Genomic DNA, 26,131 nt, shown 5'->3' on the forward strand with positions numbered 1-26,131 from the left:
AGGGACCCGCACGGGACGACGAGGGCCGGGGCATCGCGCGAGCGACGCCCCGGCCCCGTCCTTGTCCTTGTCGGTCAGCCGATCGGCCGCAGGTGCACCTCGTCGGGCACCGGGATGCCGAACCCGGGCGCGTCGCCCAGCCGCAGCACGCCGTCCACCGGCGCGAGGAGCGCGGGGTCGACGCCGGCCACGGTGCCGGGCACGCCCTCGACCACCTCGACGTTGCCGAGGCCGGCCGCGAGGTGCGCGGCGTACCGGGTCTTCAGCGGCCGCCCCCACGCGTGCGGGGAGCCGTGCACGCCGTCGGCCGCGAGGCGGGGCATCAGGGTGCGCCAGGCGGTCAGGCCGTAGGACATGACGTCCATGAGCAGCACGTCGATCGCCCCGGCGGCGGCGACCGGCAGCAGCGCGGCGACGTCGGGCGAGGTCTCCCCCTCCGCGATCCGGGTCTCCGGCGAGTGCGCGTCGAGCCAGGCGCGCAGGGCCTTGAGGTCCTCGGCGTCGTCGAGGAACGGCTCCTCCACCCAGTACAGGCCGACGTCGGCGACGGCCTCCAGGTAGCGGACGAACCCGTCGCGGTCGTAGCCGTCGTTGGCGTCCACCAGGATCCGGGCGTCGGGGAACGCGTCCCGGACGGCGCGGGTCACCTCGATGTCGCGCGCGTCGCCGGCCTCCCGGGAGAGCCACTTGTTGCCGCGGCCGATCTTGAGCTTGAAGTCCCGGTAGCCCAGCGCGGCGTCCGCGCGGCACTCCTCGATCAGCACGCCGACGCCGCGCGGGGCGTCGTCGGGGTCGAGGTCGTCGAAGTAGATCGCGCCGTCGTAGATCGCCACGTCCGTGCTGCCCCGCCCGCCGAGCAGCGCGTGCACGGGGGTGTCGAGCACCACGCCGAGCAGGTCGTGCAGGGCGATGTCGAGCCAGTGCTCCGCGTCGTCGAGGATGCCCGTGGCGGGGTCGATCAGCTCCGAGAGCAGGCGTCCCTCGACCCGGGCGACGTCGCCCGGCGGCCCCTCGAACAGTCCCCAGCCGGTCCGGCCGTCGTCGGTGACCAGCACCGCGACGTCGGAGTCGGGGCCGGCGCCGTGGCTGCCGAGCCGGGCGTTGCGGCCCACGGTCCGCGGGTAGCGGGTCTCCAGGGAGGCGAGCCGGACGGAACGGATGCGGGGGTCTGCGGAGGCCATGGGATCCAATCAGGTGCGTTCGGTGGGCGGTGCCGCGCCGAGCGCGGCGGACAGACGGGCGGCGGTACGGAGCACCGCGGCCACGATGGAGGGCTGTGCGGCGACGATGCGGTCGCGCGGCCCGGCCACGCTGATCGCGGCGACGGGCAGGTCGCCCGCCCCGCGGACCGGCGCGGCGACACAGCGGACGCCGGGCTCCCGCTCGGCGTCGTCGAGGGCCCAGCCGCGGTCCCGGATGCCCGCGAGGTCCGCGAGCAGGTCGGGCGCCGTGGTGAGGGTCGTGGGGGTGTAGCCGGGCAGCGGGATGCGGCCGACGAGGGCCTCGGCCTCGGCCTCGGGCAGCCCCGACAGGTAGGCCTTGCCCAGGCCGGACGCGTGCAGCGGGGCGCGGCTGCCGAGCTTGGAGACGACCTTCACCACCTGCGGCCCCTCCTCCTGCATCACGTAGCACATCTGGTCCTCGTCGAAGATGGCGATGAACGCCGTCTCCTCGGTCTCGGCGACCAGCTCGCGCAGGTGCTCGGGCCCGACGGCGTGGATGTCGAGGCCGTCGAGCGCCTGCAGGCCCAGCCGCACGACGGCGGGCCCGAGCCGCAGCTCGGTCTCGCCGACCACGTAGCCCCGCTCCCGCAGCGTGCCCACGATGCGGTACGCGGCGCTGCGGCTGAGCCCGAGGTCGGCGGCCAGGCGCTGGACGGTCGTGCCCGGCGCCGCCGCGACCCGTTCGACGATGTCCAGGCCGCGTGCGAGGGTGCCGGGGGTGCCGGTGCTCGAGTCATTCACGCTGCCATTCTGCACGGCGCCCGCTCATCCCTTGAGACCCGAGCGGGCCACGCCCGCGATCACGTAGCGCTGCACGAACGCGAACAGGATCAGCACGGGGACGCTCGCGATCGCGGCGCCCGCCATGACGGCCGGGAAGTCGGTGGCGTAGGCGCCGCGCAAGGTCGCCAGGCCGGCGGGCAGGGTGAGCTGCTCCGGGTTGAACAGCACGTACAGCGGCCAGAGGAAGTCGTTCCAGCTCCCGAGGAACGACAGGAGGCCGAGGGTCGCGAGCGGCGCCCGGGACAGCGGCAGCACCACGCGGACGAAGATCTGCCAGCGGTTGGCGCCGTCGATCAGCGCCGCCTCCTCCAGCTCGGCCGGGATGCTCTGGAAGAACTGGACCAGGAAGAACACGCCGAACGCGCTCGCGGCGCCCGGGATGACCAGCGCCCACATGGTGTCGAGCCAGCCGAGCCCGTCGACGATCAGGTAGTTCGGCATGAGGAAGACGAAGCCGGGGACGAACAGCGTGGCGATGATGAGCGCGAAGATCAGCCGCCGGCCGGCGAACTTCATCCGGGCCAGCGGGTACGCGGCCGCCGACGCCGTGGCGAGCACCAGCACCGTGTGCAGCACGCCGACGAGCACCGAGTTGCCGAGCCAGCGCAGCAGCGGGGCCTGCGCGTCGGCGAACAGCCGGGTGTAGCCCTCGACGGTGGGCGTCGGCGGGATCCACTGCGGCGGGAGCACGGTGGCGTCGCCGGTCGTCTTGAACGACGTCGAGAGCATCCACAGCAGCGGCGCCAGGATCAGCACGGACAGGATGAGCAGCATCGCGTAGAGGAGCAGGGTGCCGACCACGCCGCGGCCGGTCGCCGGGTCGCGGCGGCTGCGCTCCGCGGGCTGCCGCGGCGTCGGCGGGCGGGTGGTGCTGCCGGGGGAAGCGACGGTGGTGGCCACGTCAGCTCTCCTTCTGTCGCAGGAACAGGAAGTTCAGGGCGCTGACGGCGATCAGCAGAAGGGCCAGCAGGTAGCTCATCGCGGCGGCGAGGCCCATGCGGAACTGCTCCAGGCCCACCTCGGCGATGAACATGATGGCCGTGCGCGTCTCGTTGGACGGGTTGCCCGCGGTGAGCAGGTAGGACTGGCCGAACATGTTGGCCGAGGCCAGCACCGTCATGGTCAGGACGAAGAGGATGACGGGGCGCAGCTGCGGGATCGTGACGTGCACGAACTGCTGCCAGCGGTTGGCGCCGTCCACCTTGGCGGCGTCGTAGAGCGCGTCGTCCACGTTCTGCAGGCCCGCGAGGTAGACCACGGAGTTGAAGCCCATGGTCCACCAGACCGTTACGCCCACCAGGGAGATCCAGACCCACGGCGTCGCCGTCAGCCACGGGACCGCCTCGGTGACGCCGAGCTGTGCGAGGTACCCGTTGATCAGGCCGGTGTTGCCGTTGAGCAGGTACTGCCACAGCAGGCCGATCACGCTGACGCCCAGCACGTACGGCGCGAAGAAGACCGCACGGAAGAAGGTGCGCCCGCGGAACCGCTGGTTGAGCAGCAGCGCGAGACCCAGCGGGATGGCCATGAGCAGCGGCACCGAGAGCACCACGAACAGGCCCGTGGCCCGCATGCTCTCCCAGAACTGCTGCGCCACCAGCGCGTCCGGGGTGAACAGGTCCACGTAGTTCTGCAGGCCCACGAACGGGCGGTCGGGCAGGAAGAAGTCCCAGTTGTGCAGGCTCATCCAGAGCCCGGACACGGCGGGGACCAGCACGAACGTGCCGAAGATCAGCAGGAACGGCGCGAGGAAGAGGTAGGGCGTCCAGGGCCGGGGCCGGCTGGGCGAGAGGGTGGCGGCGGCGCGTGCTCCGGCGACGGGCCCGGTGGCCGGGGCCGCGGTCGTGGTGGCGGTCATCTCAGGCCCTCCCGTACTTCTCGACGTTCTCCTGGAGCAGGAAGGACGCCTGGGTCGTCGCGGTGTCGAGCGCCGCGGCGGGGTCGCCGAGCGAGAGCAGGGCGTCGCCGATGGCGGGGTACAGGATGGTCGTCTGCACCTCCGCGATCCCCGGCACCAGCGGGTAGAAGCGGATGTGCTCGACGCCCTCCGCCACGTGTGACTGCGCTGTCAGTTCAGCGAGCTCCGGCGAGTCGAGGATGGGCAGGCGGGCGGGGACGGGCCCCGCGGAGGCCCAGCCGATCGAGTTGGCGAGGATCCAGCCGAGGAACGTCACGACGGCGGCGAGCCGGTCGGCGTCGAACCGCGGCTGGCGCGCCACGACGAACTGGTGCGAGCCGGAGAACGCGGCCCGCCCGCTGCCGATCTGCGGGAGCGGCGCGACGTCCCAGTCGAGCCCCTCGACGGAGCCGAGGTCGTTGATCAGCGCGCCGGGGCCGCCCCAGAGGAACGCGTTCTGGTCGTTCTTGAACGCCATCGAGGCGTCGGAGCCGCTCACGTTCCGCGGGCTCCACCCCGACCGGATCAGGGACTGCTGCCACTCCAGCGCGTCCACGCCGGCCTGGGCGCCGAACGTCGCGGCGTTGCCGCCGTCGTCGTAGTGCTCGCCGCCGAACTGCCAGAGCAGCGAGTCGAACCCGCGCCCCACGCCCTGCGGGTCGACGGCGGGGAGCCAGTGGCCCTTGACGCCGGACGAGGCCAGCGCGTCGAGCGCGTGCTCGTAGCCGGCGCGGTCCGTCGGCGGAGCGTCCGGGTCCAGCCCGGCCTGCTCCAGCACCCGGCGGTTGTAGAACAGCGAGTCGGGCCACATGTCCAGCGGCAGCGACCAGCGCTGGTCGCGGTAGACGCCGGAGCCCCAGACGACGGGGAGGTAGTCGGCCTCCGCGAGGCCGACGGTCTCCAGGATGTCGTCCACGGGCATGATCACCTTCCGCGCGGCGTTGGTCGCCACCTGGAAGTTGTGCATGAGCGCGAAGTCCGGGGCCAGCCCGCTCGTCACCGCGGCGGGGAACTTCTGGTAGAAGTCGCCCCACGGCAGGGCGTACATGTCGATGCCGATGTTCGGGTGCGCCGCCGTGAACTCCGCGATCAGCGTCCGCATGACCGGGCCGTCGCCGCCCGTCAGCCCGTTCCAGAACTTCAGCCTGACCGGCGGCCCGTCGTAGGCCGCGGGGACCCGCGGCAGCCGCGCCGTCCCGATCGTCGGCGCGCAGCCGGCGAGCGACGCCGCGACGCCGGCGAGGCCGGCCGCACCGATCGCCCGCAGGACAGCACGGCGCGTGAGCGTACTCATCTCCACGTCTCCACCTCGTTGTGTGTCGTCCCGCTGACCGGGACGCCTGTGTCGATGATCGGGACACTAGTGGAGGTGCAGGAGGGCGCGCAAGAGTCCACGCCAAGAATGTGTGTGCGCATGCTCTCGACATCGAAAGCATGCGCACACACGTTCCGGGTGCGGACCTTCTGCCGGTCAGCGGGCGGCAGAATCCGCGTAGCGCTGGAGGAAACCGGCCGTGGCCAGGGCCATGTTGGCGATCTCGGTGGGGTCCACGCTCTCGTTCGGGGCGTGGATGGCCGCCATCGGCTCCTCGACGCCGACCAGGAGGATCTCCGCCCCGGGGTACGTGTCCGCGAAGACGTTGCACAGCGGGATGGACCCGCCCTGGCCGAGCCGGGCCATCGGCGTGCCGTAGGCGTCCTCCATCGCGGCGGACAGCGCGTGGAACGCCGGCCCGTCGACCGCCGCGAGGAACGGCTCGCCCTCCGCCTCGACCGTGACCTGCACCGCGACGCCCCAGGGCGCCGCCGCGCGGAGCTGGCCCTCGAGCGCCTTCCGGGCCTGGTCCGCGGTGGTGCCCGGCGGGATGCGCAGGTTGAGCCGGGCCGAGGCGCGCGGCGTGATCGCGGACGCCGAGCCCACCACGGGCGGGCAGTCGATGCCCAGGATCGTCAGCGCGGGCCGGGCCCACAGCAGGTCCGCGACGCTGCCGTCACCCAGCAGCGAGACGCCCTCCAGCACGGTCGCGTCCCAGCGGAACCGGTCGGCCGGGTAGCCCTCGCCCGCCCAGGTCCCGCGGTGGTCGAGCCCCGCGACCGTGGTGTCGCCGTTCGCGTCCCGCAGCGTCGCCAGCACCGCGACGAGCGCGGCCAGGGCGTCGGGGGCGGCGCCGCCGAACATGCCGGAGTGCACCTCCGAGGCGAGCGCCTGGAGCGTCAGCACCACGTTGACCATCCCGCGCAGGCTCACGGTCGCCGCGGGGTGCCCGACGGCGGCGTTGCCGGTGTCGCACACGAGCACGGCGTCGGCGCGCAGCAGGTCGGCGTGGTCGGGCACGAACGCCTCCAGGCCGCCGGTGCCCTGCTCCTCCGAGCCCTCGACGACGAGCTTGAGGTGCACGGGGACGTCGTCGAGCGCCCGCAGCGCGGCCAGGAGCATGACGATGTTGCCCTTGCAGTCGGCGCTGCCGCGGCCGTACCACCGGCCGTCGGCGTCCGTGAGCTGGAACGGGGGCGTGCGCCAGGCGGCCTCGTCGAGCGGCGGCTGCACGTCGTAGTGCGCGTAGAGCAGCACGGTCGGCGCGGCCGGGTCGGCGCAGGGCCGCGAGCCGACGACGGCGTTGCTCCCGTCCGCCGTCCGCTCCAGGTGCGCGTCCTGGAAGCCGACGCCGGCGAACGCGTCGAGCACCCAGCGGGCGGCGCGCTCGCACTCCTGCGGCGGGAACTGCCGCGCGTCCGCGACCGACCGGATGGCGACGAGCTCGGCGAGCTCGGCGCGCACCCGCGGCATCTCGTAGTCGACCCGGGCACGGAGGTTCATGGTCACGCACCCGCCACGTCGTCGGTCTGGAGGCTGTCCACGTACTGCTGGAACTCGTCGAGCTCGTCGGGGCAGTAGATCTGGATGATCAGGAGCTGGCCGTGCAGGATCTTGCGGTCCGAGATCACGGGCCGCGACCCGGGTCCGCCGGCACCGTTGGCGAGCTGCGCCTGCAGCGTCGCCCGGGTCAGGGGGTCGTTCGGGTCGGCGCAGGTCGCTCCGCCGTCGTCCCCGAGCACGCGGACGATCTGGTCCTTCGACGGCGTGACCGTGGCGCCGGCGGCGTCGAGCGCCTGGATCAGCTCGTCGGCCTTGGCCTCGGCGTCGCGGCCGCGGTCCGCCGCGCGGAACATGACCAGCCCGAGGACCAGGAGGGCGCCGAGCACGACGCCCACCACCACGTAGATGATCGCGCGCTCGCGGCCGGACTGGGTCTCGTCGGGGGTGCTCATTCCGGGGTCACCTCCTCCGCCGCTGCCTCCTGCTTCCACGAGGGCTTGCGCGCCCGGTAGAAGAGGTACGGCACCAGCAGGCCGAGACCAAGGGCGCCGACGACGACGATCACGACGTACACGACCGGGTTGGCGCCGCCGAACTGCGACGGCGGGATGAACCCGACCAGCAGGGCCGCGAGCGACGCCCCGAAGCCGATGCCGCAGAGCGACTTGAGCATCGGCGAGCGGAACCCGCGCGGATGGTCGGGGTACTTGCGGCGCAGCCCGACGGCCGCGACGAACATGAGCAGGTACATGATCAGGTACACCTGCGTGGTGATCACCGAGAAGATCCAGTAGGCGCTGGAGACGTTGGGGATCAGCGCGTACATGAGCCCGATCGCCGTGGTGACGATGCCCTGGACCACCAGGATGTTCTGCTGCACGCCGTTCTTGTTGAGCCGCTGCAGGAACGGTGGCAGGTAGCCCTCCTGCCGGGAGATGAGCAGCAGGCCCTTCGACGGGCCGGCGAGCCAGGTGAGCATGCCGCCGAGCGACGCCGTCACGAGCATGATCCCGACGATCGGGGTGAGCCACTGCGTGCCGAAGTTGGCGAACACCGCGTCGAAGGCCTGCATCACGCCCGCGGTGAGCGAGAGCTGGTCGGCGGGCACCACCCAGCTGATCGCGAGGGCCGGGAGGATGAAGATCAGCAGCACCATGCCCATCGCCAGGAACATCGACTTGGGGAACTCCTTGGCCGGGTTCCGCAGCGACGACACGTGGACCGCGTTCATCTCCATGCCGGAGTAGGACAGGAAGTTGTTCACGATGAGCACGAGACTCGCGAGGCCGGCCCACGCGGGGAAGATGTGGTCGGCCGTCATCGGCGCGGCCGACTCGTTGCCCTGGCCCAGGAACACCGTGCCGAGCACCACGAGCACGACGCCGGGGATCAGCGTCCCGATGATCAGGCCGCCGCTCGCCAGCCCCGCCACGCCCTTGGTGCCGCGCGAGGAGACCCACACGCCGCTCCAGTAGACGACGATGATCACGCACGCCGTCCAGACGCCGCTGCTCGCGAGCGCCGGGTTGAACACGTAGGCCAGGGTGCTCGCGACGAACCCCAGCAGGCTGGGGTAGTAGAAGATCGTCATCGCGAACTGGCACCACACGGCGAGGAAGCCCATGGGCTTGGAGATGCCGCGCGCGACCCAGTTGTAGACGCCGCCCTTCCAGCCGGACGCGAGCTCGGCGGACACGAGCGACGTCGGCAGCAGGAAGACCACCGCGGGCAGCAGGTACAGGAACACGCAGGCCAGCCCGTAGACCGCCATGGTCGGCGCGGCCCGCAGGCTCGCCACCGAGCTGGTGGTCATCATGGCGAGCGCGACCCAGGAGATCCACGCGGTCGCCGGCACCTTCGCGGCCGCCTTCTCCGCGGCGCGGGCCGGGGGCTCGGCGGCGTGCCGGGCGACGTGCTCGGCGGCGGGGTCCTGCGAAGCGTCCATGGCGCTCATGGCGGCCTCCGTCCGGACGGGACGCGTCCGGACCGGGCGCGTCGGCGGGGAACAGCCTTCAGCCGGCGAGGAGCCGGGCCTTCTGCGCGCTGAACTCGGCGTCGGTGAGCACGCCCTCGTCCCGCAGCTTGCCGAGCCGTTCGAGCTGGGCGATCACGTCCCCGGACTCCGCCGCGGCGGGCGCGGCGGGCTGCGCCACGTAGACCTGCTGCGGAGCCTGCTGCTGCGGTTCCGCGTACGACTCCTGCGACGCCCAGCGGTTCGCCTGACGCCGCGAGACCCGGTTGGACACCGCGGTCGCGGTGCCGGCCACGACGGCGGTACGTGCCACACCTCTGAGAAGTCCCATCACAGCTCTCCTTCTCGTGCCTGCGCCGGTGTCGCGGTCGGGGCGCTCTGCTCCGCCTCCAGCGCGTCGAGCACGGCGACGACGTCCTCGACCGGGATGCGGCCGCTCGCGATCACCTGCGCGCCGACGTCCCGCATGGCCGTCACGAACGGTCGGGCCCAGGTGTTCTCGTACACGATCAGGCCGACGGCGCTGCCGGGTTCCACGAGCGCGACGCCCTCGCTCAGGTCCTCGTCGTCGAGCAGCCCGGAGCCCACGCCCTCGAAGACGGCGAGGTCGAGCGTCCCGTCGTGGTCGAGGTCGCTCAGCGCGAGGGCGACGACGTCGCCCTCCTCGGTACGGCGTGCGACCCGCAGGTCGAGGATGCGGATGATCCCGCGCTCGACGAGGTCGAGCAGGGCGGCCAGGCCCTGACCCTGCAGCCTGCTGCCCGGGAACTCCAGGGCTAGGTAGTCGATGGGTCCGACGTCGAGCTCGGTCATCTCCGGGCCTCCTGCGGTCGCGGACGGGTACAGCGCTTCCGCCCTCACCATCGCGGCGGACGGGGTGGTCGCGGCCCACCCGGACCGGGGTGGACCTGCACCACCCGGTTCCGCGCCATGATCGCGGGACAGACCCCCGGAGGCCCTCATGTCCGCCACCCCGACGTACGACGCCGAGCAGCTCACCGGGATGCTCGCGCTCCTGCCCGACGTGGACTCGGTCGAGCTCAAGCTCACCGTGCCCGACGACTTCCAGCGCTCCGCCGTCCGGGAGCTCGGCATCGACCCGCTCGACGCGGTCCTGCGCCAGGTCGCCTTCGTCGACACCCCCGACCTGCGGCTCTCGTCGGCCGGGGTGGTGCTCCGCGCCCGGCGCACCCAGCGCAAGCCCGCCGACCTGACCGTCAAGCTCCGGCCCGCGATGCCCAACGACGTGCCCGACGGGTACCGCGGCCACCCCGGGTTCAAGGTCGAGCTCGACGCCTCACCCGCCGGCTACACCTGCTCGTGCTCGCTCACCGTCGAGGTGTCCGACCGCCGGGTCCGCAAGGTGATGCTCGGCACCCGCGGCGTCCACCGCCTGCTCGACGACGACCAGCGGGCGCTCCTGGGCTCACGCCTGCCGGAGGACGTCTCCGTCGACGACCTCACCGTGCTCGGCCCCGTCAACCTGCTCAAGTGCCGGTTCCGCGCCAAGGGGTACCCGCGCCGCATGGTCGCCGAGCTGTGGGGGCTGCCCGACGGCGCTCGCATCCTCGAGCTGTCCACGAAGGCACCGCCCGCCGAGGCGTTCCAGGCCGCCGCCGAGTCCCGGGCCCTTCTGGCCCGCAGCGGCCTCGACCTCACGGCGCCGCAGGAGACCAAGACGCGAGCGGTGCTCGCCGCGCTGACGGCGCCGGGCGGCTCCTGACGGTGGTCGGCGCAGCCGGTCACCGCCGCCAGGCGCCCGCCGGCCGGCCGCGGCGGGGCCGGTTCATCAGCGCGCGCGCCAGGTCGGCGGCCTCGGCGCGGGACCCGCAGCCGAGCTTCCGGTAGATCACCTTGAGATGGAACTTGAGCGTGTTCACCGAGATGAACAGCTCGTCCGCGATCTCCCGCAGGCTGAGCCGGCTCGGGAGCATGCGCAGGATGCCGAGCTGCCGGTCCGTCAGGGCCTCGACGAGCTCGACCACGGCCGTCCCGGGCGGGGACGCCCCCGACAGCGGCACCCGGCGCAGCCGGTCCAGCCAGGGCTTCGGCACCCGCCAGGCCAGCCGCTCGATCGACTCGACCACCTCGGTCCCCTCGGACGCGACGGTCTGCACCAGGCCGTGCGCGGCACCGAGCCGCGCGGCGCGGGCCAGCACCGCCCCCGTCTCGGTGGGGTCCCGGGTGGTGCGGCTCAGCAGCAGGTCGCGGACCACGCGGTGCCGCACGCACCGCGGGGACGCCGTCCGCAGTGCCGCGTCCGCCGCCCCGACGTCGCCCTCGGCGAGGAGCACGCGGGCGTTCTCGACCGCGCCCCAGAACGGGTCGTCGACCTCGGCGGCCCAGCGGGCGGCGTCGTCGGGCCGGTTCTGCGCCAGGGCCAGCAGCGTGCCGGTGCGCGCCAGGAGCGTGCGGCTGCCGGGGCCCGGGAGCTGGGTGTCCACGATCTCGGTGGCGTCGCCGAAGGCGCGCTCGGCCGCCGCCGCGTCCCCCGAGTCGACGGCGACCCGCGCCAGCTCCAGGCACGCCAGCAGGCGGCAGTGCGGCACGGGGTCGCACGGCGTCTCGACCAGGTGCGCGAGCACGGGCAGCGCGGCCGACTGCTCCCCGATCTCCCGGCCGGCCAGCGCCTCGGCGACCATCAGCTCGGTCCGCGCCGTCGTCAGGTCAGCGGCCTCGGAGACGTGCCGCGTGCCGTACACCAGGCGCAGCGCCTCGACCGGGCGGCCGGCGAGCGCCGCCCCCAGGGCCCGCGTGGCCTCGAACGCGATGCGCCGCCCGGGCGCCGGCCCGAGGGTGCGGGCGATCCGGCGCACCTCCTCGCCGTCGTCGTCCCACCGCTCCGCCAGCGCGATCTCGCGGGCCAGCAGGTTCCACCCGAACCGGCACAGCGGGTCGGTCCGCCACCGCTCCCCGATCGTCGCGAGGGCCGCGCCCGCGGACCGCGCCCCGGCGCCCCAGTCCCCCGACACGGCCGACGACGTCGCGCGGAGCATCTCCAGCCGGGCGCGCAGCCCCGGCTCCCGCCCGCCGTCGGTGCCCGCCTGCGTCACCACGGTGTGCACGGTCTGCACGAAGGCGTCCCGGTCGACGAAGAGCTGGCACCACGCGAGGTCGACGGCGGCGGGAGTGCCGGCCGCGGCACCGGCCGGGATCGCGGCGAGCATGCGCCGGACGGTGGCCTCACGCCCGCTGTCGTAGAGCTCGGGGGCGCACGACGCCAGCAGCCGGAGCGCCGCGCGGTCCTCCCCGGCGCGCAGCAGGTGCTCGATCGCGGTCACGGGCTGCCGGGCGTCCTCGAACCACCGCGCGGCGCGGCGGTGCAGCTCCGCCAGGCGCCCGGGGTCGCGCCGGCGCAGCTCGACCAGCAGGGCGTCACGGACCAGGGTGTGCGTCTCGTAGGCGCCCGAGGGTTCGACGCGCGTGGCGAACAGCCCCCGCTCCTCGGCCCGCTCCAGCAGCAGCGGGGCGTCGAGCCGGCCGGCGAGCGCCCGGGCGAGGCCGGGCTCGGCCCGGTCGACGACGGACACCGCCACCAGCACGTCGACGACGTCGCCCGGCTCGCCGCTCAGCACCTCGTGCCAGACGTAGTCGCCCAGGTAGCGCTCGACGTCGTCCTGCCGCGGGGCGTCGGCCGCCGCGCGGGCGTCGGCGGCGCGGGCCGCGAGCGCGGCGAGCTGGATGCTGGCGGCCCAGCCGCCCGCGTGCCGGGCGGCCTTCGCGACGCGCTGCGGCGGCAGGGCCGGGGCCAGCCGGGACAGCATCTCGGTCGCCTCGTCGAACGAGAAGCGCAGCTCCGGGAACCGGACCTCGCCGAGCAGCCCCCGGGCGCGCAGCCGGTCCACAGGCAGGGGCGGGACGTGCCGGCTCACCAGCACGACGCGCAGCCACCGGGGCAGGTGCTGCACGAACATCGCCAGCGCCCCGCCCGCCACCGCCTCGTCCACGACCTCCAGGTCGTCGATCACGAGGACGCGCGGCCCGTACCGCCGCGACTCCAGGTCGTCGAGCAGGGTGCCGACGGCGTCGAGCAGCGAGCGCCGCCGACGGACCAGGTCGGCGGCGGGCTCCGCGCACCCCGGGGCGATGCCGTCGAGCGCGGCGAGGATGCTCAGCCAGAGCTGGGCGGGGTCGCGGTCGGACTCGTCGACGGACAGCCAGGCGTGGGGCAGGTCGGTCCAGCCGGCCCAGTCGCGCAGCAGCGACGTCTTGCCGGAGCCCGCCGGCGCGACGACGAGGGTGAGCGGCGACTCGACGGCCGTGTCGAGCAGGTCGATGAGCCGGGGCCGGCGAACGAGGTACTCGGGGTTCACGGCGGGCCGCAGCTTGGCGCGGTAGACCAGCGCGCTCCCGCTGAACGAGTCGTCCATAACCGCCCCGCGACGTGTAGCCGTCTGCTGCCCCGACACCACTCAGTCGACCACCGCCGGGTCGGGGAGCGCTCACCCGGTTCGGGGGAACTAGCGAGCGCTGTCCCGCGCCTCCTTGACGGCGTCGTAGCGCTCCAGGGCCACGGCGCGCTCCTCCTTGTGGTCGACGACGGGCGCCGGGTAGCCGGAAGGCAGCCCGCCGGGCAGCTTCCAGGGCTGATGGGCGGCCTTGCCGGGCACGTCGGCGAGCTCAGGGACGTATTTGCGCACGTAGGCGCCGTCCGGGTCGAACCGTTCGCCCTGGAGCACCGGGTTGAACACCCGGAAGTACGGCGCGGCGTCCGTGCCGCTGCCCGCCACCCACTGCCAGCCGTGCTGGTTGGAGGCGGGGTCGCCGTCGACGAGCTTGCCCATGAAGTGCTTGGCGCCCCACCACCAGGGCAGGTGCAGGTCCTTGACCAGGAACGACGCCGTGATCATCCGCACGCGGTTGTGCATCCAGCCCTCGGCCAGGAGCTGCCGCATCCCGGCGTCGACGATCGGGAAGCCGGTGCGGCCCTCCTGCCAGGCGGCGAACAGCTCGTCGGCGTCGGGCCCGCTGTCGGTGACGAGCGCGTCGAACGCGCGGTTGTAGTTCTGGTGCGCGGAGTCGGGGCGCTGGTCGAGCACGTCGGCGTAGAAGTCCCGCCACGCGAGCTCGTTGCGGTACGACTGGGCGCCGTCCGAGCGCTTGGCCGCGATGTCGGCGAGGAGGCTGCGCGGGTGCACGCAGCCGTACTTGAGGTAGACCGACATGCGCGAGGTGCCGGGCTGGTCGGGCCGGTCCCTGCCGTCGGCGTACTCCTGGAGGTGCTCGTCGACGAACTCGTCCCAGCGCCGGTGGGCGGCGGCCTCCCCGGGTTCGGGCAGGTCGGCGTCGACGGCGGGCTGGTCCGGGATCTTCGTCGACCGCACGCCGACGGACTCGGGGTCGATCCAGTCCAGGTAGCCGGCGTCGGTGTCCGCGGGGGCGCGCCACCCGTGGTCGGCCCAGGCCCGGCTGAAGGGTGTGAACACGCGGTAGCGGCCGCCGTCGCCGGACAGGACCCGGCCGGGCGCCACGGCGTAGGGCGAGCCCGTGCGCACCAGCTCGCGGTCCTGCTCGGCGAGCGCGTGCTCGACGTCGGTGTCCCGGGCCTGGCCGTAGGGACCGAAGTCGGCGGCGATGTGCACGGAGCCGGCGCCGATCGCCTCCGCCACCTTGGGCACCACCTCGACCGGGTCGCCCTTGACGACCAGGAGCCGTCCGCCCAGGCTCTCGCTCAGGTCCCGCAGGCAGCCGTACAGGAACCACTGCCGCGCCTTCCCGGCCGGCTTCAGCAGACGCGGGTCGAGCACGAACAGCGCCAGCGCACGGGTGCCCTGACCTGCGGCGAGAAAGGTGGGCTGGTCGGCGACGCGCAGGTCGCGGCGGAACCAGATCAGCGCGGGGTCGTCGGTCATGCCGCCCACGGTACGGCGACGGCGCCGGGCCCGCGCCCGGGTGAGATCATCCGAGTCCCGATCCTCGCGAGCGCCCGGGAGGCACCTCCTGCACACCCACGAGCCCGCCGGCTACGACTGCCCGTTCTGCGACTTCCCCACCGAACGGGAGCCCGAGGTGGTCCACCGTGACGAACGCGTCTTCGCGATCATCGCGCCCCGCTGGTGGCCGCGGAACGCGGGCCACGTGCTGATCATCCCGGTGGCCCACCACGAGAACCTCTACGGCCTCCCCGCCGCCGACGGTCACGCGGTCTTCGACGTCACCCAGCGACTCGCCCGCGCGATGCGCACCGCGTACGGCTGCGCGGGCGTCTCCACCCGCCAGCACAACGAGCCCGCCGGCAACCAGGACGTGTGGCACTTCCACCAGCACCTGTTCCCCCGCTACCCCGGGGACGACCTCTACGACACGCTCCCGGCACCGGACTGGCTCCCGGCCGACCGGCGCCATGCCTACGCGGAACGCCTGCGGGACGCGCTCACCTGACGACGGCGCCCGCCGAGTCAGCCGGTCCGTAGGCTGGGCCGATGCCGGTCTCCCCGTACATCCTCGGTCTCCGTCAGCACATCGGCACCGACCTCCTGTGGCTCCCGGGTGTGACGGCCGTCGTGCTGGACGACGACGGCCGCGTCCTCCTGGGCCAGCGCTCCGACAACGGCCGCTGGGCACTGGTGAGCGGCATCCTCGAACCGGGCGAGGAGCCCGGCGTCGGGATCGCGCGGGAGGTGCTCGAGGAGACCGGCGTGCCCGTCCGTGTCGAGGCCCTGGCCGCCGTCACGGTCACCGAGCCGGCCGCCTACCCGAACGGGGACCGGGCCCAGTACCTCGACCTGTGCTTCGTCTGCCGCCCGGCGTCCCCCGAGGCAGCCGCCGGGGCGCGCGCGAACGACGACGAGTCGCTCGCCGTCGGCTGGTTCGCGCCGGACGCCCTGCCCGACGGGCTGCACCCGGACACGGTGCGCCGCCTGGAGCTCACGCTCGCCTACCTCGCCGACCCGGCCGCGGGACCGCACTTCGCGCGGTGAACACGTGCCGGTCCCGTCCAGCCGGGGCCCAGGAGATCACCCGCTCGAACCCCGTTAACCCGTCGTCGGGCACGCTTCCGGACTGCCATGCTTCGCGCATGTTGCACCATTCCCGCGCCACAGCGGGTTCCGCTGCGCTCGCGCTGCTCGTGACGATGCTCGTCGCGACCGCTCAGCCCGCAGCCGCAGCCGTCCACGACGGCACCATCACCACGACCGCCGGCAGCCACACCGTGACCGCGACCGTGTCGGTCCGCGACGCCTCGGTACCGCAGTGGGGCAAGACGGTCACGATCGACGTCAGCTATGCGAGCCCGACCGCCACCGTGACCGCAGCTCCCTACGCGACGGACCTGATCGTGACGAACCGCGCCACGGGCGGCACCCGGGTCCTTGAGCTGACCGGGTCGGGCACCCGGCAGACTGCTCGGTTCGCCGAGGACGGGTCCGCGACGGGGACGTTCGACGTCGGTTTCCGGGGCAGCGTCACGGCCGACGGCGTGGGCGCCACGCTCGACGAGGACAAGGTCACCAGCTTCACCGTGACCCGCGAGACGCGTCCGTGGATCGAGGTGTGGCCCGGCATGCCTGCCGTGGGTGCCACCTACAAGGTGAGCGCCGGCATGGAACGGTTCGAGCGGGGCACGTACGTCCCGGCCAAGGGCGCGACGGTCACCCTCTGGTTCACCCCCAAGGGCTCGACGACGGCGGTGCACAAGAAGACCGTCACGCTGGGCTCGTCGGGCAGGTTCAGCGCGTCGTTCACGAACCGTGGCCCCGGCTCCTGGGAGATGCGGTACCGCGGCGACCAGGTGTACTCGCCGTCGTCGGCCGCCATGACAATGTCCAACTTCTCGTCCGGCACCCACACCGCCACGTACACCCAGAAGATGAAGGACACGTGGCTCTCGGCCACCGTGAAGGCGTCCGACATCGTCATGACGCACCGGGGCGTCACGGCTACGGTCGACGTGCGCTTCCGCCACAACGGGACGCGCGTCGTCTGGGACACAGACGCGTTCCTGGAGGCCCGCAACGCCCAGAACGAGACGGCGTTCGGGGACCTCGCCCAGGTCTCCGGTGGGCACTACAGCGGCAAGATTCGCTTCGATGCCTACACGTCCGCCGGCATGCACACGGTCGCGGCAATGACCGACGTCAAGGTGTACTACGGACCGGGCGACGGGGACTACGACTGGCACTTCATGCGCACCGAGACGGTGGCCCCCTTCGTCGTCCGCCGGATCACGATGCTCGACACGAGGCTGTCGACGAGCACGCCGAAGAAGGGCCGCGACTACACCGTGCAGGGCAGGCTGCGGAAGCTCTCCGTCGACCAGTCGAACCGGGCCTCGTACCGGCCCGCCTCGAGCGTCCAGGTCCGCCTGTACTTCGACCCGGCCGGTTCGGCGAAGTCGCGGTACGTGAAGACGGTCCGGACGAACTCGGAGGGCAGGTTCTCGACGCGGACCACGGCGACGCGCTCCGGCATGTGGACCGCGAAGTACGTGGGGACCACGACGACGTACGTCGGCTCGACGGACAGCGTGCGGCTCACCGTCCGCTGACGGTCCGTCCGGCAGCGACGAGACAGGCCGCCGCACCGCTCCCCCGAGCGGTGCGGCGGCCTTCGCCGTCCGAGGCGCCCGGCACGGCGCCCGTCACGGCACCGAGGAATCACGGCACCACGAACGTCACCGACTTCACCGGGTTGTCGAACTCCGTGGTGCGCAGCGACACCTGCACCTCCCACTCCCCCGTGGTCGGCAGCACGATGTCGCCCGCGTAGACGCCCGGGCCGAGCGAGCTGAGCGCCACCTCGCCGAGCTCCACCTCGTCGGACGTCAGGGCGAGCCGTGGCGCCTCGTAGCCCTCGGCGGGGGCCCCGGCGGCGTCGGTCATCTCGATGGTGAGGGTGGCCGGGCCGACGGCGAGCGGGTCGAGGGTGATCCGGGCCGAGATGTCGTCCAGCTCCACCGACTCCTGCGCGCTCTGCGCCGAGGGCTGACCGGCGGTGACGGCGACGTCGTTCTCGGGGCTGCGGTCCACCAGGAAGCCGGTGACGGCCAGGACCGCGACCAGCACGCCGGCCTCCGCGACGGCGGTGCGGACCAGCAGCGCGGCCGGGGCCGCGCGGCCCTTGCGCGGCGCCGTGCGCAGGCGCGGCAGCAGCGCGAACCTGTTCCACGCGGCGATGGCGACCGCGACCAGCGCGACGAGCACCTTGACCAGCAGCAGGCCCCCGTAGTCGGAGCCCACGAGCGCGCCCCAGCTCCCGGCGACCCGCCACGCCAGGACGACCCCCGCGACCACGAGCACCGCCAGCAGGACGGCGGCCCAGGTCGAGAACCTGCCGAGCACGACGGCGCCCGCGTCACCACGCGCGAGGTCCCCGAGCACCAGGGCGACCGCCACGAGCCCGCCGAGCCACATCGCTCCCGCGGCCAGGTGCAGCACGTCCACGCCCATCACGAGCGCCTCGGGCGTCGTGGCCCGCGTGTGCCCGGTGAACGACGGCGCGGCGAGCGCCAGCAGGCTGCCGGCCAGCACGAGCGCGGCCTGCTTCCGGCCGGGTGCGGCACCCGCGGGGAGCGACAGCACGGCCAGCGCGAGTCCCCCGACGACGACGGCGGGCACCACGTACTCGGCCGCCGCGAGTGCCGTCCAGGTCGAGCCGTCGGTGACCGCCGAGACCGGCAGGCCGAGCTGGTAGAGCGCGACCAGCGGCACGGCGGCGAGCCACCCGAGGGCGGCGACTCCGGCAGCGACGCGCGCGACGGGGCGGAGCCGGGCGCGCGAGCGGTCGGCGAGACCGTCGCGCGGGAGGAACAGGACCGAGAAGGCCGCCACCCCGGCGGCCACGAGGAGGCCCACGTAGCCCATGGCCCGGACGACGCCGAGCACGAACGGGGCGTCGGTGCCGGCGTCCGCGCTGGTCTCCGGCACGTCCACGACGGCGCTGGGCTCGCCCACCGAGAAGCTCAGGGAGCCGCCGATCGGGTGCCCGTCCGCCGAGACGAGCCGCCACACGACCACGAGCGTGCCGTCCGCGACCTCCTCGTCGAGGTCGACCAGCAGCCGTGACTCCTGGACCGTGGCCGTGGAGCCGATCTCCTGCCCGGTCGCGTCGAACACCTTGATGCCCGCCGGCACGCCGATCACGGACTCGTTGAAGGTGAACGTGACCCGCTCGGGTGCGGCGTCGAGCACCGCGCCCTGGGCCGGGTCGGTGCTGATGAGGGTCGCGTGGGCCGCGGCCCCGTTCGCCGGTCCGAGCAGCAGCGCCCACACGACGGCGAGCAGGAGCGCCCAGGCGCCGGTGCGCCGCACGCTGCCCGGGCGCCTTCCGGTGCCCGCGTGGGTCCAGTGGGTCACGGCTGCCGTCGGCGCTGGCGCAGCAGCGCCGCCCCGCCCACGAGGACGCCGGCGGCCAGCAGGCCGGCCGCGCCGTAGGTGACCAGGGGGTCCCGCGCCCCGGTGTCGGTGGTCGCGCCCGCCGCCTCAGTGTCGGCGGAGTCGGCCGGATGAGCGGCGTGAGCGGTCGCGGCGGCATCGGCAGGGTCGGCATCCGCGTCGGCGGCGTCCCCGGCCGTCACGACGACGACGGGCGCCGGCCGCTCCAGCTCGTCGTGCCCCTCCGCGTGCTCGGCCACCTCGGTCCAGGCCGCCTCGCCCACCTCGCACTGCTGGACGACGGGGAACACGAGCGTCGCGCCCGCGTCGTCGGGCAGGCGCACGGAGAGCTCGACCTCGGCGTGCTCGCCGTCGGGCAGCGGCTCGTCGGTCGTCCAGGTCACGCTGTCCGCGGCCTGCTCGGCGGCCCAGCGGTCGGTGCCGGTGGCGGTCGCGTCCGTGACGCCGTCGGGCATCCGGATCGTGAGCCCGGTGGTCGCCGACTCCTCGCAGCCGTGCGGGATCTCGACGCGGAGGACGGCGGTGGCGCCCGCCGCGGTGGTGGACGGCGTGATGGTCACGTGGGCCGATGCCGACACGGTCCCGAGGGCCACGAGGCCCGCTGCGGCGAGTGCGGACAGGGTCACGCGACGGGCCGTTGTCATGCGCTTCATAAGACTCTCCGACTCTGGAGGTGGCTCGCACACCAAACCAGCCCGCCGAACTGCTGTCAAGAGTGTGAACCAGCAGCCCGAAACCATGGACTTCGCCCGGGTGAGGCACGTACGGTGGTTCACGTCACTGAATCAAGGTCGCACCCGTGAACCATGGATCGACCGAAATCGGAGGGAAGCCATGCCCAACATCACCGTCGAGCTGCTGCGCGGCCGCACCCTGGAGCAGCGTCGCGACTTCGCCAAGGCCGTGGCCGACAGCGCCGTCGAGATCCTGGGCGCCCGCCGCCAGGACGTCCGCATGGTCTTCAGCGAGATCACGCCCGACATCGTCGCCAACGGCGGTGTGCTCGCCAGCGAGGACGACAGCCGGGCGGGCGTCGTCGCCTCGCTCGCCGACGACTGACGGTCGCGGACGACTGACAGTTCCCTTCGAGACCGGGGTTTCTTCGCTTTGAGCTGGCTCAAAGCGAAGAAACCCCGGTCTCGAAGGGAAGAAGGGAACGGGGCCGGGCCCGGAGGACACGTCCTCCGGGCCCGGCCCTTCTCACTTCAGCCTGATCGTCACCTTCGTCTCCGCGGCGAACGCGAGCTCGCTGCCGAGGTAGGACGTCGTGAGCGTCAGGTCCTTGCCCTTGGGCTGGTTCACCTCGAAGCGGGCGAGCCCGTTCTGGATGTTGCCCGTGAGCGTCTGCCCGTCCTTGACCGCGATCCGCACCTGTCCCGTCACCGGCACGTCGTACGGGGCGGTGAACGAGACCTCGACGACGGCCTTCTTGCCGGACTTCTTCGCCGAGATCTCCATGGTGGGCACCACCTTGTCGACCACCACCCGCACCTTCGACGTCGCGGACCTGTGGTCGGCGTCGCCCCCGTAGCGCAGGGTGAGGTCGTACACCCCCGGCTTCAGGCCCTTGGCCGGCAGGACGAGGGTTCCTCGCCCGTCCGCGATCGTGGCCGTCCCGAGGCTGGTGGTCCCGTTGAGCAGCTCGACGCCGCCCGTGGCCGTGTCGGGCGACACCGCCACGGAGACCGTGCCCGCCGTGCCGTAGGTGACGGGCAGTGCCACACCGGCCACCGCCGTCACCTTGGGCGACTTCACCGTGATGGTCACCGTGGCCGCGGCGGACAGGTCCTGCCCGTCGGAGGCCTTGTAGGTGAACACGTCCTTGCCGGAGAACCCGTCGTCGGACGTGTAGGTGAACGAGCCGTCCGCCGCCAGGGTGACCCGGCCGTTGGCCGGCTGCGTTACCGCGGTGGCGGTCAGCACGTTGCCGTCCGCGTCGGTGTCGTTGGCGAGCACGCCCGGCGCCGGGAGCGTCAGGGGCTGACCGCCCACGGCCGCGTAGGCGTCGTTGCCCGCCACGGGAGCCGTGTTGACCGGCGGCTGCTCGGCCTCCTCGACGGTGATGGTCACCGTCGTCGCCGCGGACGTCGCCGCGCCGTCGGACGCCTTGTAGGTGAAGGTGTCCGTGCCGAAGTACCCGCTGTCGGGCGTGTAGGTGAACGAGCCGTCCGCCGCGAGCTCCACGTCGCCGTGGGCCGGCTGCGTGAGCCCGGTCGCCGTCAGGTCGTCGCCGTCGAGGTCGGTGTCGTTGGCCAGCAGCCCCGGTGCCTCCACCTCCAGCGGCTCGTCCTGCACGGTCCCGTAGGCGTCCGCGGCACCGACCGGTGCCGTGTTCGACGCCGTCCCGGCGTGGAGGTCGCCCACCTGCTCGGCGGTGAGCTCGTACCCGAACATCCGGAAGTCGTCGACCAGGCCGTCCCAGCGGCCGTCCGGCCAGCTGGTCCCGCCGATGAGGTTGGTCGTCGTCTGGCCGCCCACACCGACGTCACCGATGTCGAGGGTGAAGTCGTTGCGCGTGGCCTGGAGCTCGCCGTCGAAGTAGATCTTCCCGACCGAGCCGCTCTGGGTGAACACCACGTGCGTCCACTCGTTCAGCGGCAGGTCCTTGCCCTGGCCCAGGACCAGACGCTCCTGGGCGGTGCCCGGGGTGCCCGGCGCCTTGAACGTCGCCGCGAAGCCGGTGGCCCCGCTGACCTGGGTGTTGGACTGGAGCAGGAAGAACGTGTCGGTGCTGCTGCCGATCTGCAGGAGCGGCACCCACGTGGGAAGCGCGTCCGGACGGGCCCAGATCGACACGCTGAACTGGTCCTCCATCCCCGCCTCGATGTTGTCGGGCAGCTCGATCTGGTTGCCCGTGCCCGACGCACCGCCGGGCAGGTTGACCGCGCCGCCGAACTTGCCGGCGCCGGACCAGCCGGTCGACCCGGTCAGCGTCGCCGCCCCGACCGAGCTGTCCAGGCCCGTGTTGGCCGCGCTCGATCCCTGACCCTCGTCGAAGGTGTAGTGGATCGGCGTGCCCTCGCCGGGCGGCGGCCGCTCGACCGTGTGCTCCACGGTCTGCGCGGAGTCGCGCCACCCGTCGTCGGCGAGGAACCGGACCTGCAGCTCGTGGTCGCCCGGGGAGAGCGCCACACCGGTGAACTCCACCGCACCGGCGACGACGTCGGCCTGACCGCCCACGCGGGCGCCGTCGACCCAGAGCTCCGCGGAGCCCGTGGGGGCGCCGCCCGAGGCCGCCGCGATGGCCGCCGAGACGGTGACCGGCTCGGCGAACGGCGACGGGGAGCCGGGCTCGACCGTGACCGTGGTGGTCGTGGCGAGCGCGGTGCCGTCGGCGTAGAGCGCCGCCACGGCGTCGTCACCGAGCGCCGAGGTGTAGACGCGGACGTCGTCCATGAGGCCGTCGTAGGCCGGGTCCGGGAACCCGTTGCGGCCCAGCCAGTTGTTCGCCGTCGGGCCGACGTCGGACATGTCGATCGTCAGGTTGTTCCTGGACGCGATGGCCTCGCCGTTCAGGTAGAGCGTGCCGGTGGCACCCTGCCGGGTGAACGCGACGTGGTTCCACTCGCCCGCGGCCACGTCCTGGGTGGGCGTGGCGTAGACCCGCTCCTCCAGGGCCGCGCCCTTGGCCTTGAAGGTGGCGGCGAGACCGGTACCGCCCGCGGCGGCGTTGGTCTGCATCTGGATCTGGAAGAAGCTGCCCGCTCCCGCCACACCGTCACCGATGTGGAACAGGCCGGTCCAGCCGGTCTTGGTGTCGGGGCGCACCCAGAACGAGGTGGTGAAGGCCTCCTCGCCCTGGAGCAGGTTGTCGGGCAGGTCCACCGCGTTGGCGTTGCTGCCGCCGCTGAGGTCGAGGGCGTCGCCGAACACGCCGTCCTCGCTCCAGCCGGTGGTCCCCGTGAGCGTCGCGGCGCCCACGGCCTCGTCCGTGCCGGTGTTGGCGGCCCGGGTGCCGGAGCCCTCCTCGAACGCGTAGTGCACCGGGACGTCGGAGGCACCGGGCTCGGAGCCCACGATCACGAGGTCGTCGATCATGACGCCCGCGCCGGAGTCGCCGGCGGAGATGGTCAGGTCCTGCGACCGTGCCCCGGCGACGAAGGTGCCGACGTACTTGCCGAACGCCGTCTGCGACGACTGGTTGGTCCCCGCCGACAGGGTCGTCGACAGGTCACCGACCGAGAGGTCGGCGGTGCCGGGCGCCGTGCCGGCGGACCGGGCATCACGGGCGTAGCGCAGCGACAGGCGGTACTCGCGGCCCGGGTCGAGACCCTTGACCGTGCGGGTCAGGCTGCCCTCGGTGCCCACGCCCAGGTGGTAGCCGGTCAGGCCGAGGCCGCCCTGGCTGGGCGCGGCGGCGCGGACGAGCTGGACCTGGCTGTCGACCTCCCACGGGGACATGCGGCCGTTGCCCGGCGCGACGTCGACGACGGCCGGCGGGTTGGCGTTGCGCCACTCTGCGGGGATGCGGGGGTACTCGAGCTGGTCGACCAGGTGCGGGGCCGGCGCGTCCATCGCGACCTCGGGGTCGATCTGCACGATGTCGGCCACGGACGGCGTGCCGTCCTCGTCGAAGACGAACAGCATGTACGCACCGGGCGGGGCGTACGTGCCGTCGACGGGCGTCTCGATCGTCAGGTTCTCGCCGTCCTGGGCGAACGCCAGGTCCTGGAAGTTCTGGTCGTTGTTGAACCCGTGCGTCACGGACCCGTTGCGGACCAGGGTGACCCGCGAGACGTCGACGTCGGACCGCACGCCGAACGTGCCGTCGTAGCCGACCTTCTGCGGCACGCCCGAGACCTCGGGGCGCGTCGCCGGCTGGTCGCCGTCGAACAGGTACGCCGGAGAGTAGAACTCGACGTCCGTGTAGTTGCGCGGGCCGGGCGTACCGCCACCGCCCACCATCAGGCGGCCGTCCGGCAGGAGCAGGGCGGTCGAGTGGTAGAGCCGGGCGTGCTCGTAGGGCACGTCGACCGTGCTCCACTCGCCGGTCTCCGGGTCCCAGATCTCGGCGCTGGTGACGTAGCCGCCGTTGCCGTTGTTGTCGCGGGAGCCGCCGGTGACGATCACGTCGCCGTCGGGCAGCACCGTGGACGTGGCCCAGTGCCGGGCGTACTGCATCGGCTCGGTGGCCTCGACCACCGGTGCGTCGGTGCCGCCGGTGATGTCGACGGTGAAGCCGGCGCGGGCGCCGTCCGGACCGCCGCCGTTGGCCCACCAGCCGCCGCCGACCTGCAGGATCTTGCCCGGGCGGTACATGGTCGCCGTCGACGTGGCGCCGACCGGGTTGCCGAGGCCGCCCTGGTTGGCGATGCCGGACGGCAGGGTGCCGCGCAGGGTGATCTCGCCGTCGCCCGACGGGTCGAGCTCGTACATCTGCGTGCCGGTGATGTTGAAGACGTTGCCGTTGCCCGGCGCGACGAACGCGCGCGGGTACCACCAGCGGTTCTCGTCGGGGCCGTTGCCGCCCCCGCCGTCGCCGTAGGCCGCGGCGCTGGTCGCGCCCTCCAGGAGCTTCCAGGAGCTGCCCTCGTCCGGCGTGTAGATCTCCGGGGTCAGCACGCCGGGGCCGCCGGGGCCGCCCTTGAGGCTGCCGCCCTGCACGACGACGGAGCCGTCCGGCAGGGTGGTGCCCGTCGGGTACCAGCGCGGGAAGTTCATCGGGGCCTCGTTGCGCAGGCCCTGGTTGGTGGAGTAGCTGGTGACGCCGATGGCGGCGTCGTTCGGCGCGTTGCCGCCCAGGTTGTCGTCACCGCCCACGGTCATGGTGGCCCGGCGGTGCGGCATCTGGACCTGCATCGAGCAGAACAGGTCGGTGTACGTCGAGTTCGTGACGATGCCGTCGTTCACGTTGGCCGTCGTGCGTGCCTCGGCCGGGTCCCAGACGTCGATCTCCATCTGGCCGCCCTGCGTGACGCAGGAGTTGCCGTAGAAGTCGTAGGGCGTCGTGTCGGTGCAGCCCGACGAGACGCTGCCGAAGGACTGGACCTTGCCGTCCGACGTGAGCGCAGCGTTGATCGGCACCAGCGGCCACGGCGTGACGCCGCTCCAGGCGCCCTGCTCGGCCTTGTCCGGCGGCGAGCAGTCGGCCGTGAGCAGGCCCGCGGTGTAGGCGAGGCCGTTCTTCATCTGGGTGCGGATCGGGGCCTCGGCGTACGCCGTGCCCTCGTGCCCCATCCCGGAGTACCACGACCGGCCCTCGTCGATCTCCTGGCACCAGGTGATCGGGTGGTTCGTGCCGTTGTTGCCCCCGCCGTACGACGACTCGTCGGCGTTGAGCAGCGTGCGCACGTTGGGCGCCGGGTTGACCAGCCAGTCGTACCACTCGTCGCTGCGGGTGAACTCGGCCGGCAGGCCCTGGGTCAGCGGGTGCGAGGTGTCCTTGACCACCACGCGGCCCGGGCGGACCGCGGGGTTCTCCGGGTGGCCCTCGGACACCGCGCCCACGAGGCGGGCGTAGAACGGGTTGACGTCGTGCTCGCTCTGCCCGACGGACCACCCGGCGTAGTGCAGGCCGAGGTAGCCGCCGCCCCCGCGGATGTAGGCCTCCAGCGCGGCGCGCTGGTCCACGTTGAACAGCACGCCGCCGGTCTGGGCGAACGCGATGGTGTCCTTGGTCGCCAGGTTCGCGGTCGTGAAGGCGGCCGGGTCGTCCGTCTCCTGGATCTCGACCGGCTGGTTGTACTCGACGCCCAGGTCGGCCACGAGGTCCCGGACGGCCTGGCGGGCCTGGACGTGGGAGGCGTGGAAGTTGGACTTGTAGAACAGCAGGACGCGCAGCACGCCGTCGTCGACGGCGCCGGGAGCGGCCTGGACGGGCGCGGTGCCCGACGGCGCGGCCTGGGCGGCCACGGCCCCGAGGGGCGCGGCCACCAGCAGGGCGGTCAGTGCGGCCGCCAGACGCACGGGCGTCCGGCGGGGACGGCGACCACGGTGTCGCCGGTCAGGTCTGCGTAGCAGGTTCATCGTTGATCCCTTTTCGCACGGTTTTCATGGACATGAAGGCAGCCCGAACGACCGGCCCCCGCCCGGGGCCGGCCGCCCAGACCTGTCGCTGGGTGCTACCTGTCTTCTCTTGTGGTGTTCTCTCGGTGGTGGGTGGGG

The 26,131-nt window shown here is 73.1% G+C and carries 20 protein-coding genes; 5 read left to right on the top strand and 15 right to left on the bottom strand.

The window, feature by feature from the left end:
* Positions 1 to 74: 74 nt before the first annotated feature.
* The 10 genes from FHX71_RS20805 to FHX71_RS20850 form a co-directional block, all read right to left on the bottom strand.
* Positions 75 to 1,181 (bottom strand): enolase C-terminal domain-like protein, encoded by a 1,107-nt coding sequence (locus tag FHX71_RS20805; protein WP_182619350.1) that lies wholly within the window; start codon positions 1,179 to 1,181, stop codon positions 75 to 77.
* 9 nt (positions 1,182 to 1,190) lie between these two features.
* Positions 1,191 to 1,964 carry an IclR family transcriptional regulator gene (locus FHX71_RS30170; RefSeq protein ID WP_182619351.1) on the bottom strand — a complete coding sequence of 258 codons (774 nt, stop codon included), beginning with the start codon at positions 1,962 to 1,964 and terminating at the stop codon, positions 1,191 to 1,193.
* A 24-nt stretch (positions 1,965 to 1,988) separates the two neighbouring features.
* Positions 1,989 to 2,906, bottom strand: coding sequence for a carbohydrate ABC transporter permease (locus tag FHX71_RS20815; RefSeq protein ID WP_182619352.1), 918 nt, complete (start codon positions 2,904 to 2,906; stop codon positions 1,989 to 1,991).
* Between the two features lies 1 nt (position 2,907).
* Positions 2,908 to 3,864 carry a carbohydrate ABC transporter permease gene (locus FHX71_RS20820; protein WP_182619353.1) on the bottom strand — a complete coding sequence of 319 codons (957 nt, stop codon included), beginning with the start codon at positions 3,862 to 3,864 and terminating at the stop codon, positions 2,908 to 2,910.
* A 1-nt stretch (position 3,865) separates the two neighbouring features.
* Positions 3,866 to 5,197, bottom strand: a complete 1,332-nt coding sequence (locus FHX71_RS20825; protein WP_220490222.1) for an ABC transporter substrate-binding protein — start codon at positions 5,195 to 5,197, stop codon at positions 3,866 to 3,868.
* 177 nt (positions 5,198 to 5,374) lie between these two features.
* The gene (locus FHX71_RS20830; RefSeq protein ID WP_182619355.1) at positions 5,375 to 6,721 is read right to left on the bottom strand and encodes a dipeptidase; all 1,347 of its coding nucleotides are present in this window, start codon (positions 6,719 to 6,721) and stop codon (positions 5,375 to 5,377) included.
* Positions 6,722 to 6,723: 2 nt separating this feature from the next.
* Entirely contained in the window at positions 6,724 to 7,173 is a 450-nt protein-coding gene (locus FHX71_RS20835; protein ID WP_182619356.1) for a hypothetical protein, read from the bottom strand.
* Positions 7,170 to 8,675, bottom strand: coding sequence for a glutamate/gamma-aminobutyrate antiporter GadC (gadC, locus tag FHX71_RS20840; protein ID WP_246403355.1), 1,506 nt, complete (start codon positions 8,673 to 8,675; stop codon positions 7,170 to 7,172). The genes FHX71_RS20835 and gadC overlap by 4 nt, the downstream gene beginning before the upstream one ends.
* 58 nt (positions 8,676 to 8,733) lie before the next feature.
* On the bottom strand, positions 8,734 to 9,024 hold the full coding sequence (locus FHX71_RS20845) for an SHOCT domain-containing protein (protein WP_182619357.1): 291 nt from the start codon (positions 9,022 to 9,024) through the stop codon (positions 8,734 to 8,736).
* Positions 9,024 to 9,506, bottom strand: coding sequence for a DUF6325 family protein (locus FHX71_RS20850; RefSeq protein ID WP_182619358.1), 483 nt, complete (start codon positions 9,504 to 9,506; stop codon positions 9,024 to 9,026). Before FHX71_RS20850 ends, FHX71_RS20845 begins: the two co-directional genes overlap by 1 nt.
* A gap of 148 nt (positions 9,507 to 9,654) precedes the next feature.
* On the opposite strand from FHX71_RS20850, the gene FHX71_RS20855 reads away from it, so the two are divergent.
* The gene (locus FHX71_RS20855; protein ID WP_182619359.1) at positions 9,655 to 10,416 is read left to right on the top strand and encodes a CYTH domain-containing protein; all 762 of its coding nucleotides are present in this window, start codon (positions 9,655 to 9,657) and stop codon (positions 10,414 to 10,416) included.
* Positions 10,417 to 10,435: 19 nt separating this feature from the next.
* On the opposite strand, the gene FHX71_RS20860 is transcribed toward FHX71_RS20855, so the two are convergent.
* Both FHX71_RS20860 and FHX71_RS20865 read right to left on the bottom strand, forming a co-directional pair.
* Complete coding sequence (locus FHX71_RS20860) at positions 10,436 to 13,063, bottom strand: helix-turn-helix transcriptional regulator (protein WP_182619360.1); 2,628 nt, start codon at positions 13,061 to 13,063, stop codon at positions 10,436 to 10,438.
* Between the two features lie 90 nt (positions 13,064 to 13,153).
* Positions 13,154 to 14,545 (bottom strand): cryptochrome/photolyase family protein, encoded by a 1,392-nt coding sequence (locus FHX71_RS20865; protein WP_182619361.1) that lies wholly within the window; start codon positions 14,543 to 14,545, stop codon positions 13,154 to 13,156.
* A gap of 157 nt (positions 14,546 to 14,702) precedes the next feature.
* On the opposite strand from FHX71_RS20865, the gene FHX71_RS20870 reads away from it, so the two are divergent.
* The 3 genes from FHX71_RS20870 (at position 14,703) to FHX71_RS20880 (ending at position 17,181) form a co-directional block, all read left to right on the top strand.
* Positions 14,703 to 15,074, top strand: a complete 372-nt coding sequence (locus tag FHX71_RS20870) for an HIT family protein (RefSeq protein ID WP_376770152.1) — start codon at positions 14,703 to 14,705, stop codon at positions 15,072 to 15,074.
* Positions 15,075 to 15,115: 41 nt separating this feature from the next.
* Complete coding sequence (locus FHX71_RS20875; RefSeq protein WP_182619362.1) at positions 15,116 to 15,613, top strand: NUDIX hydrolase; 498 nt, start codon at positions 15,116 to 15,118, stop codon at positions 15,611 to 15,613.
* Positions 15,614 to 15,711: 98 nt separating this feature from the next.
* Complete coding sequence (locus FHX71_RS20880; RefSeq protein ID WP_182619363.1) at positions 15,712 to 17,181, top strand: hypothetical protein; 1,470 nt, start codon at positions 15,712 to 15,714, stop codon at positions 17,179 to 17,181.
* A gap of 109 nt (positions 17,182 to 17,290) precedes the next feature.
* Here the strand turns inward: FHX71_RS20880 and FHX71_RS20885 are convergent, their stop codons facing one another.
* Positions 17,291 to 18,988 carry a copper resistance CopC/CopD family protein gene (locus FHX71_RS20885; protein ID WP_220490223.1) on the bottom strand — a complete coding sequence of 566 codons (1,698 nt, stop codon included), beginning with the start codon at positions 18,986 to 18,988 and terminating at the stop codon, positions 17,291 to 17,293.
* Complete coding sequence (locus FHX71_RS20890) at positions 18,985 to 19,671, bottom strand: YcnI family protein (RefSeq protein WP_182619364.1); 687 nt, start codon at positions 19,669 to 19,671, stop codon at positions 18,985 to 18,987. Before FHX71_RS20890 ends, FHX71_RS20885 begins: the two co-directional genes overlap by 4 nt.
* Positions 19,672 to 19,861: 190 nt before the next feature.
* Between FHX71_RS20890 and FHX71_RS20895 the strand changes: the two genes are divergently transcribed.
* A complete protein-coding gene (locus FHX71_RS20895; protein WP_182619365.1) occupies positions 19,862 to 20,086 on the top strand; it encodes a tautomerase family protein in 225 nt (74 codons plus the stop codon).
* Between the two features lie 141 nt (positions 20,087 to 20,227).
* On the opposite strand, the gene FHX71_RS20900 is transcribed toward FHX71_RS20895, so the two are convergent.
* Entirely contained in the window at positions 20,228 to 25,993 is a 5,766-nt protein-coding gene (locus FHX71_RS20900) for a LamG-like jellyroll fold domain-containing protein (RefSeq protein ID WP_246403356.1), read from the bottom strand.
* Positions 25,994 to 26,131: the final 138 nt, after the last annotated feature.

Source organism: Promicromonospora sukumoe (assembly GCF_014137995.1).
GTDB lineage: Bacteria > Actinomycetota > Actinomycetes > Actinomycetales > Cellulomonadaceae > Promicromonospora > Promicromonospora sukumoe.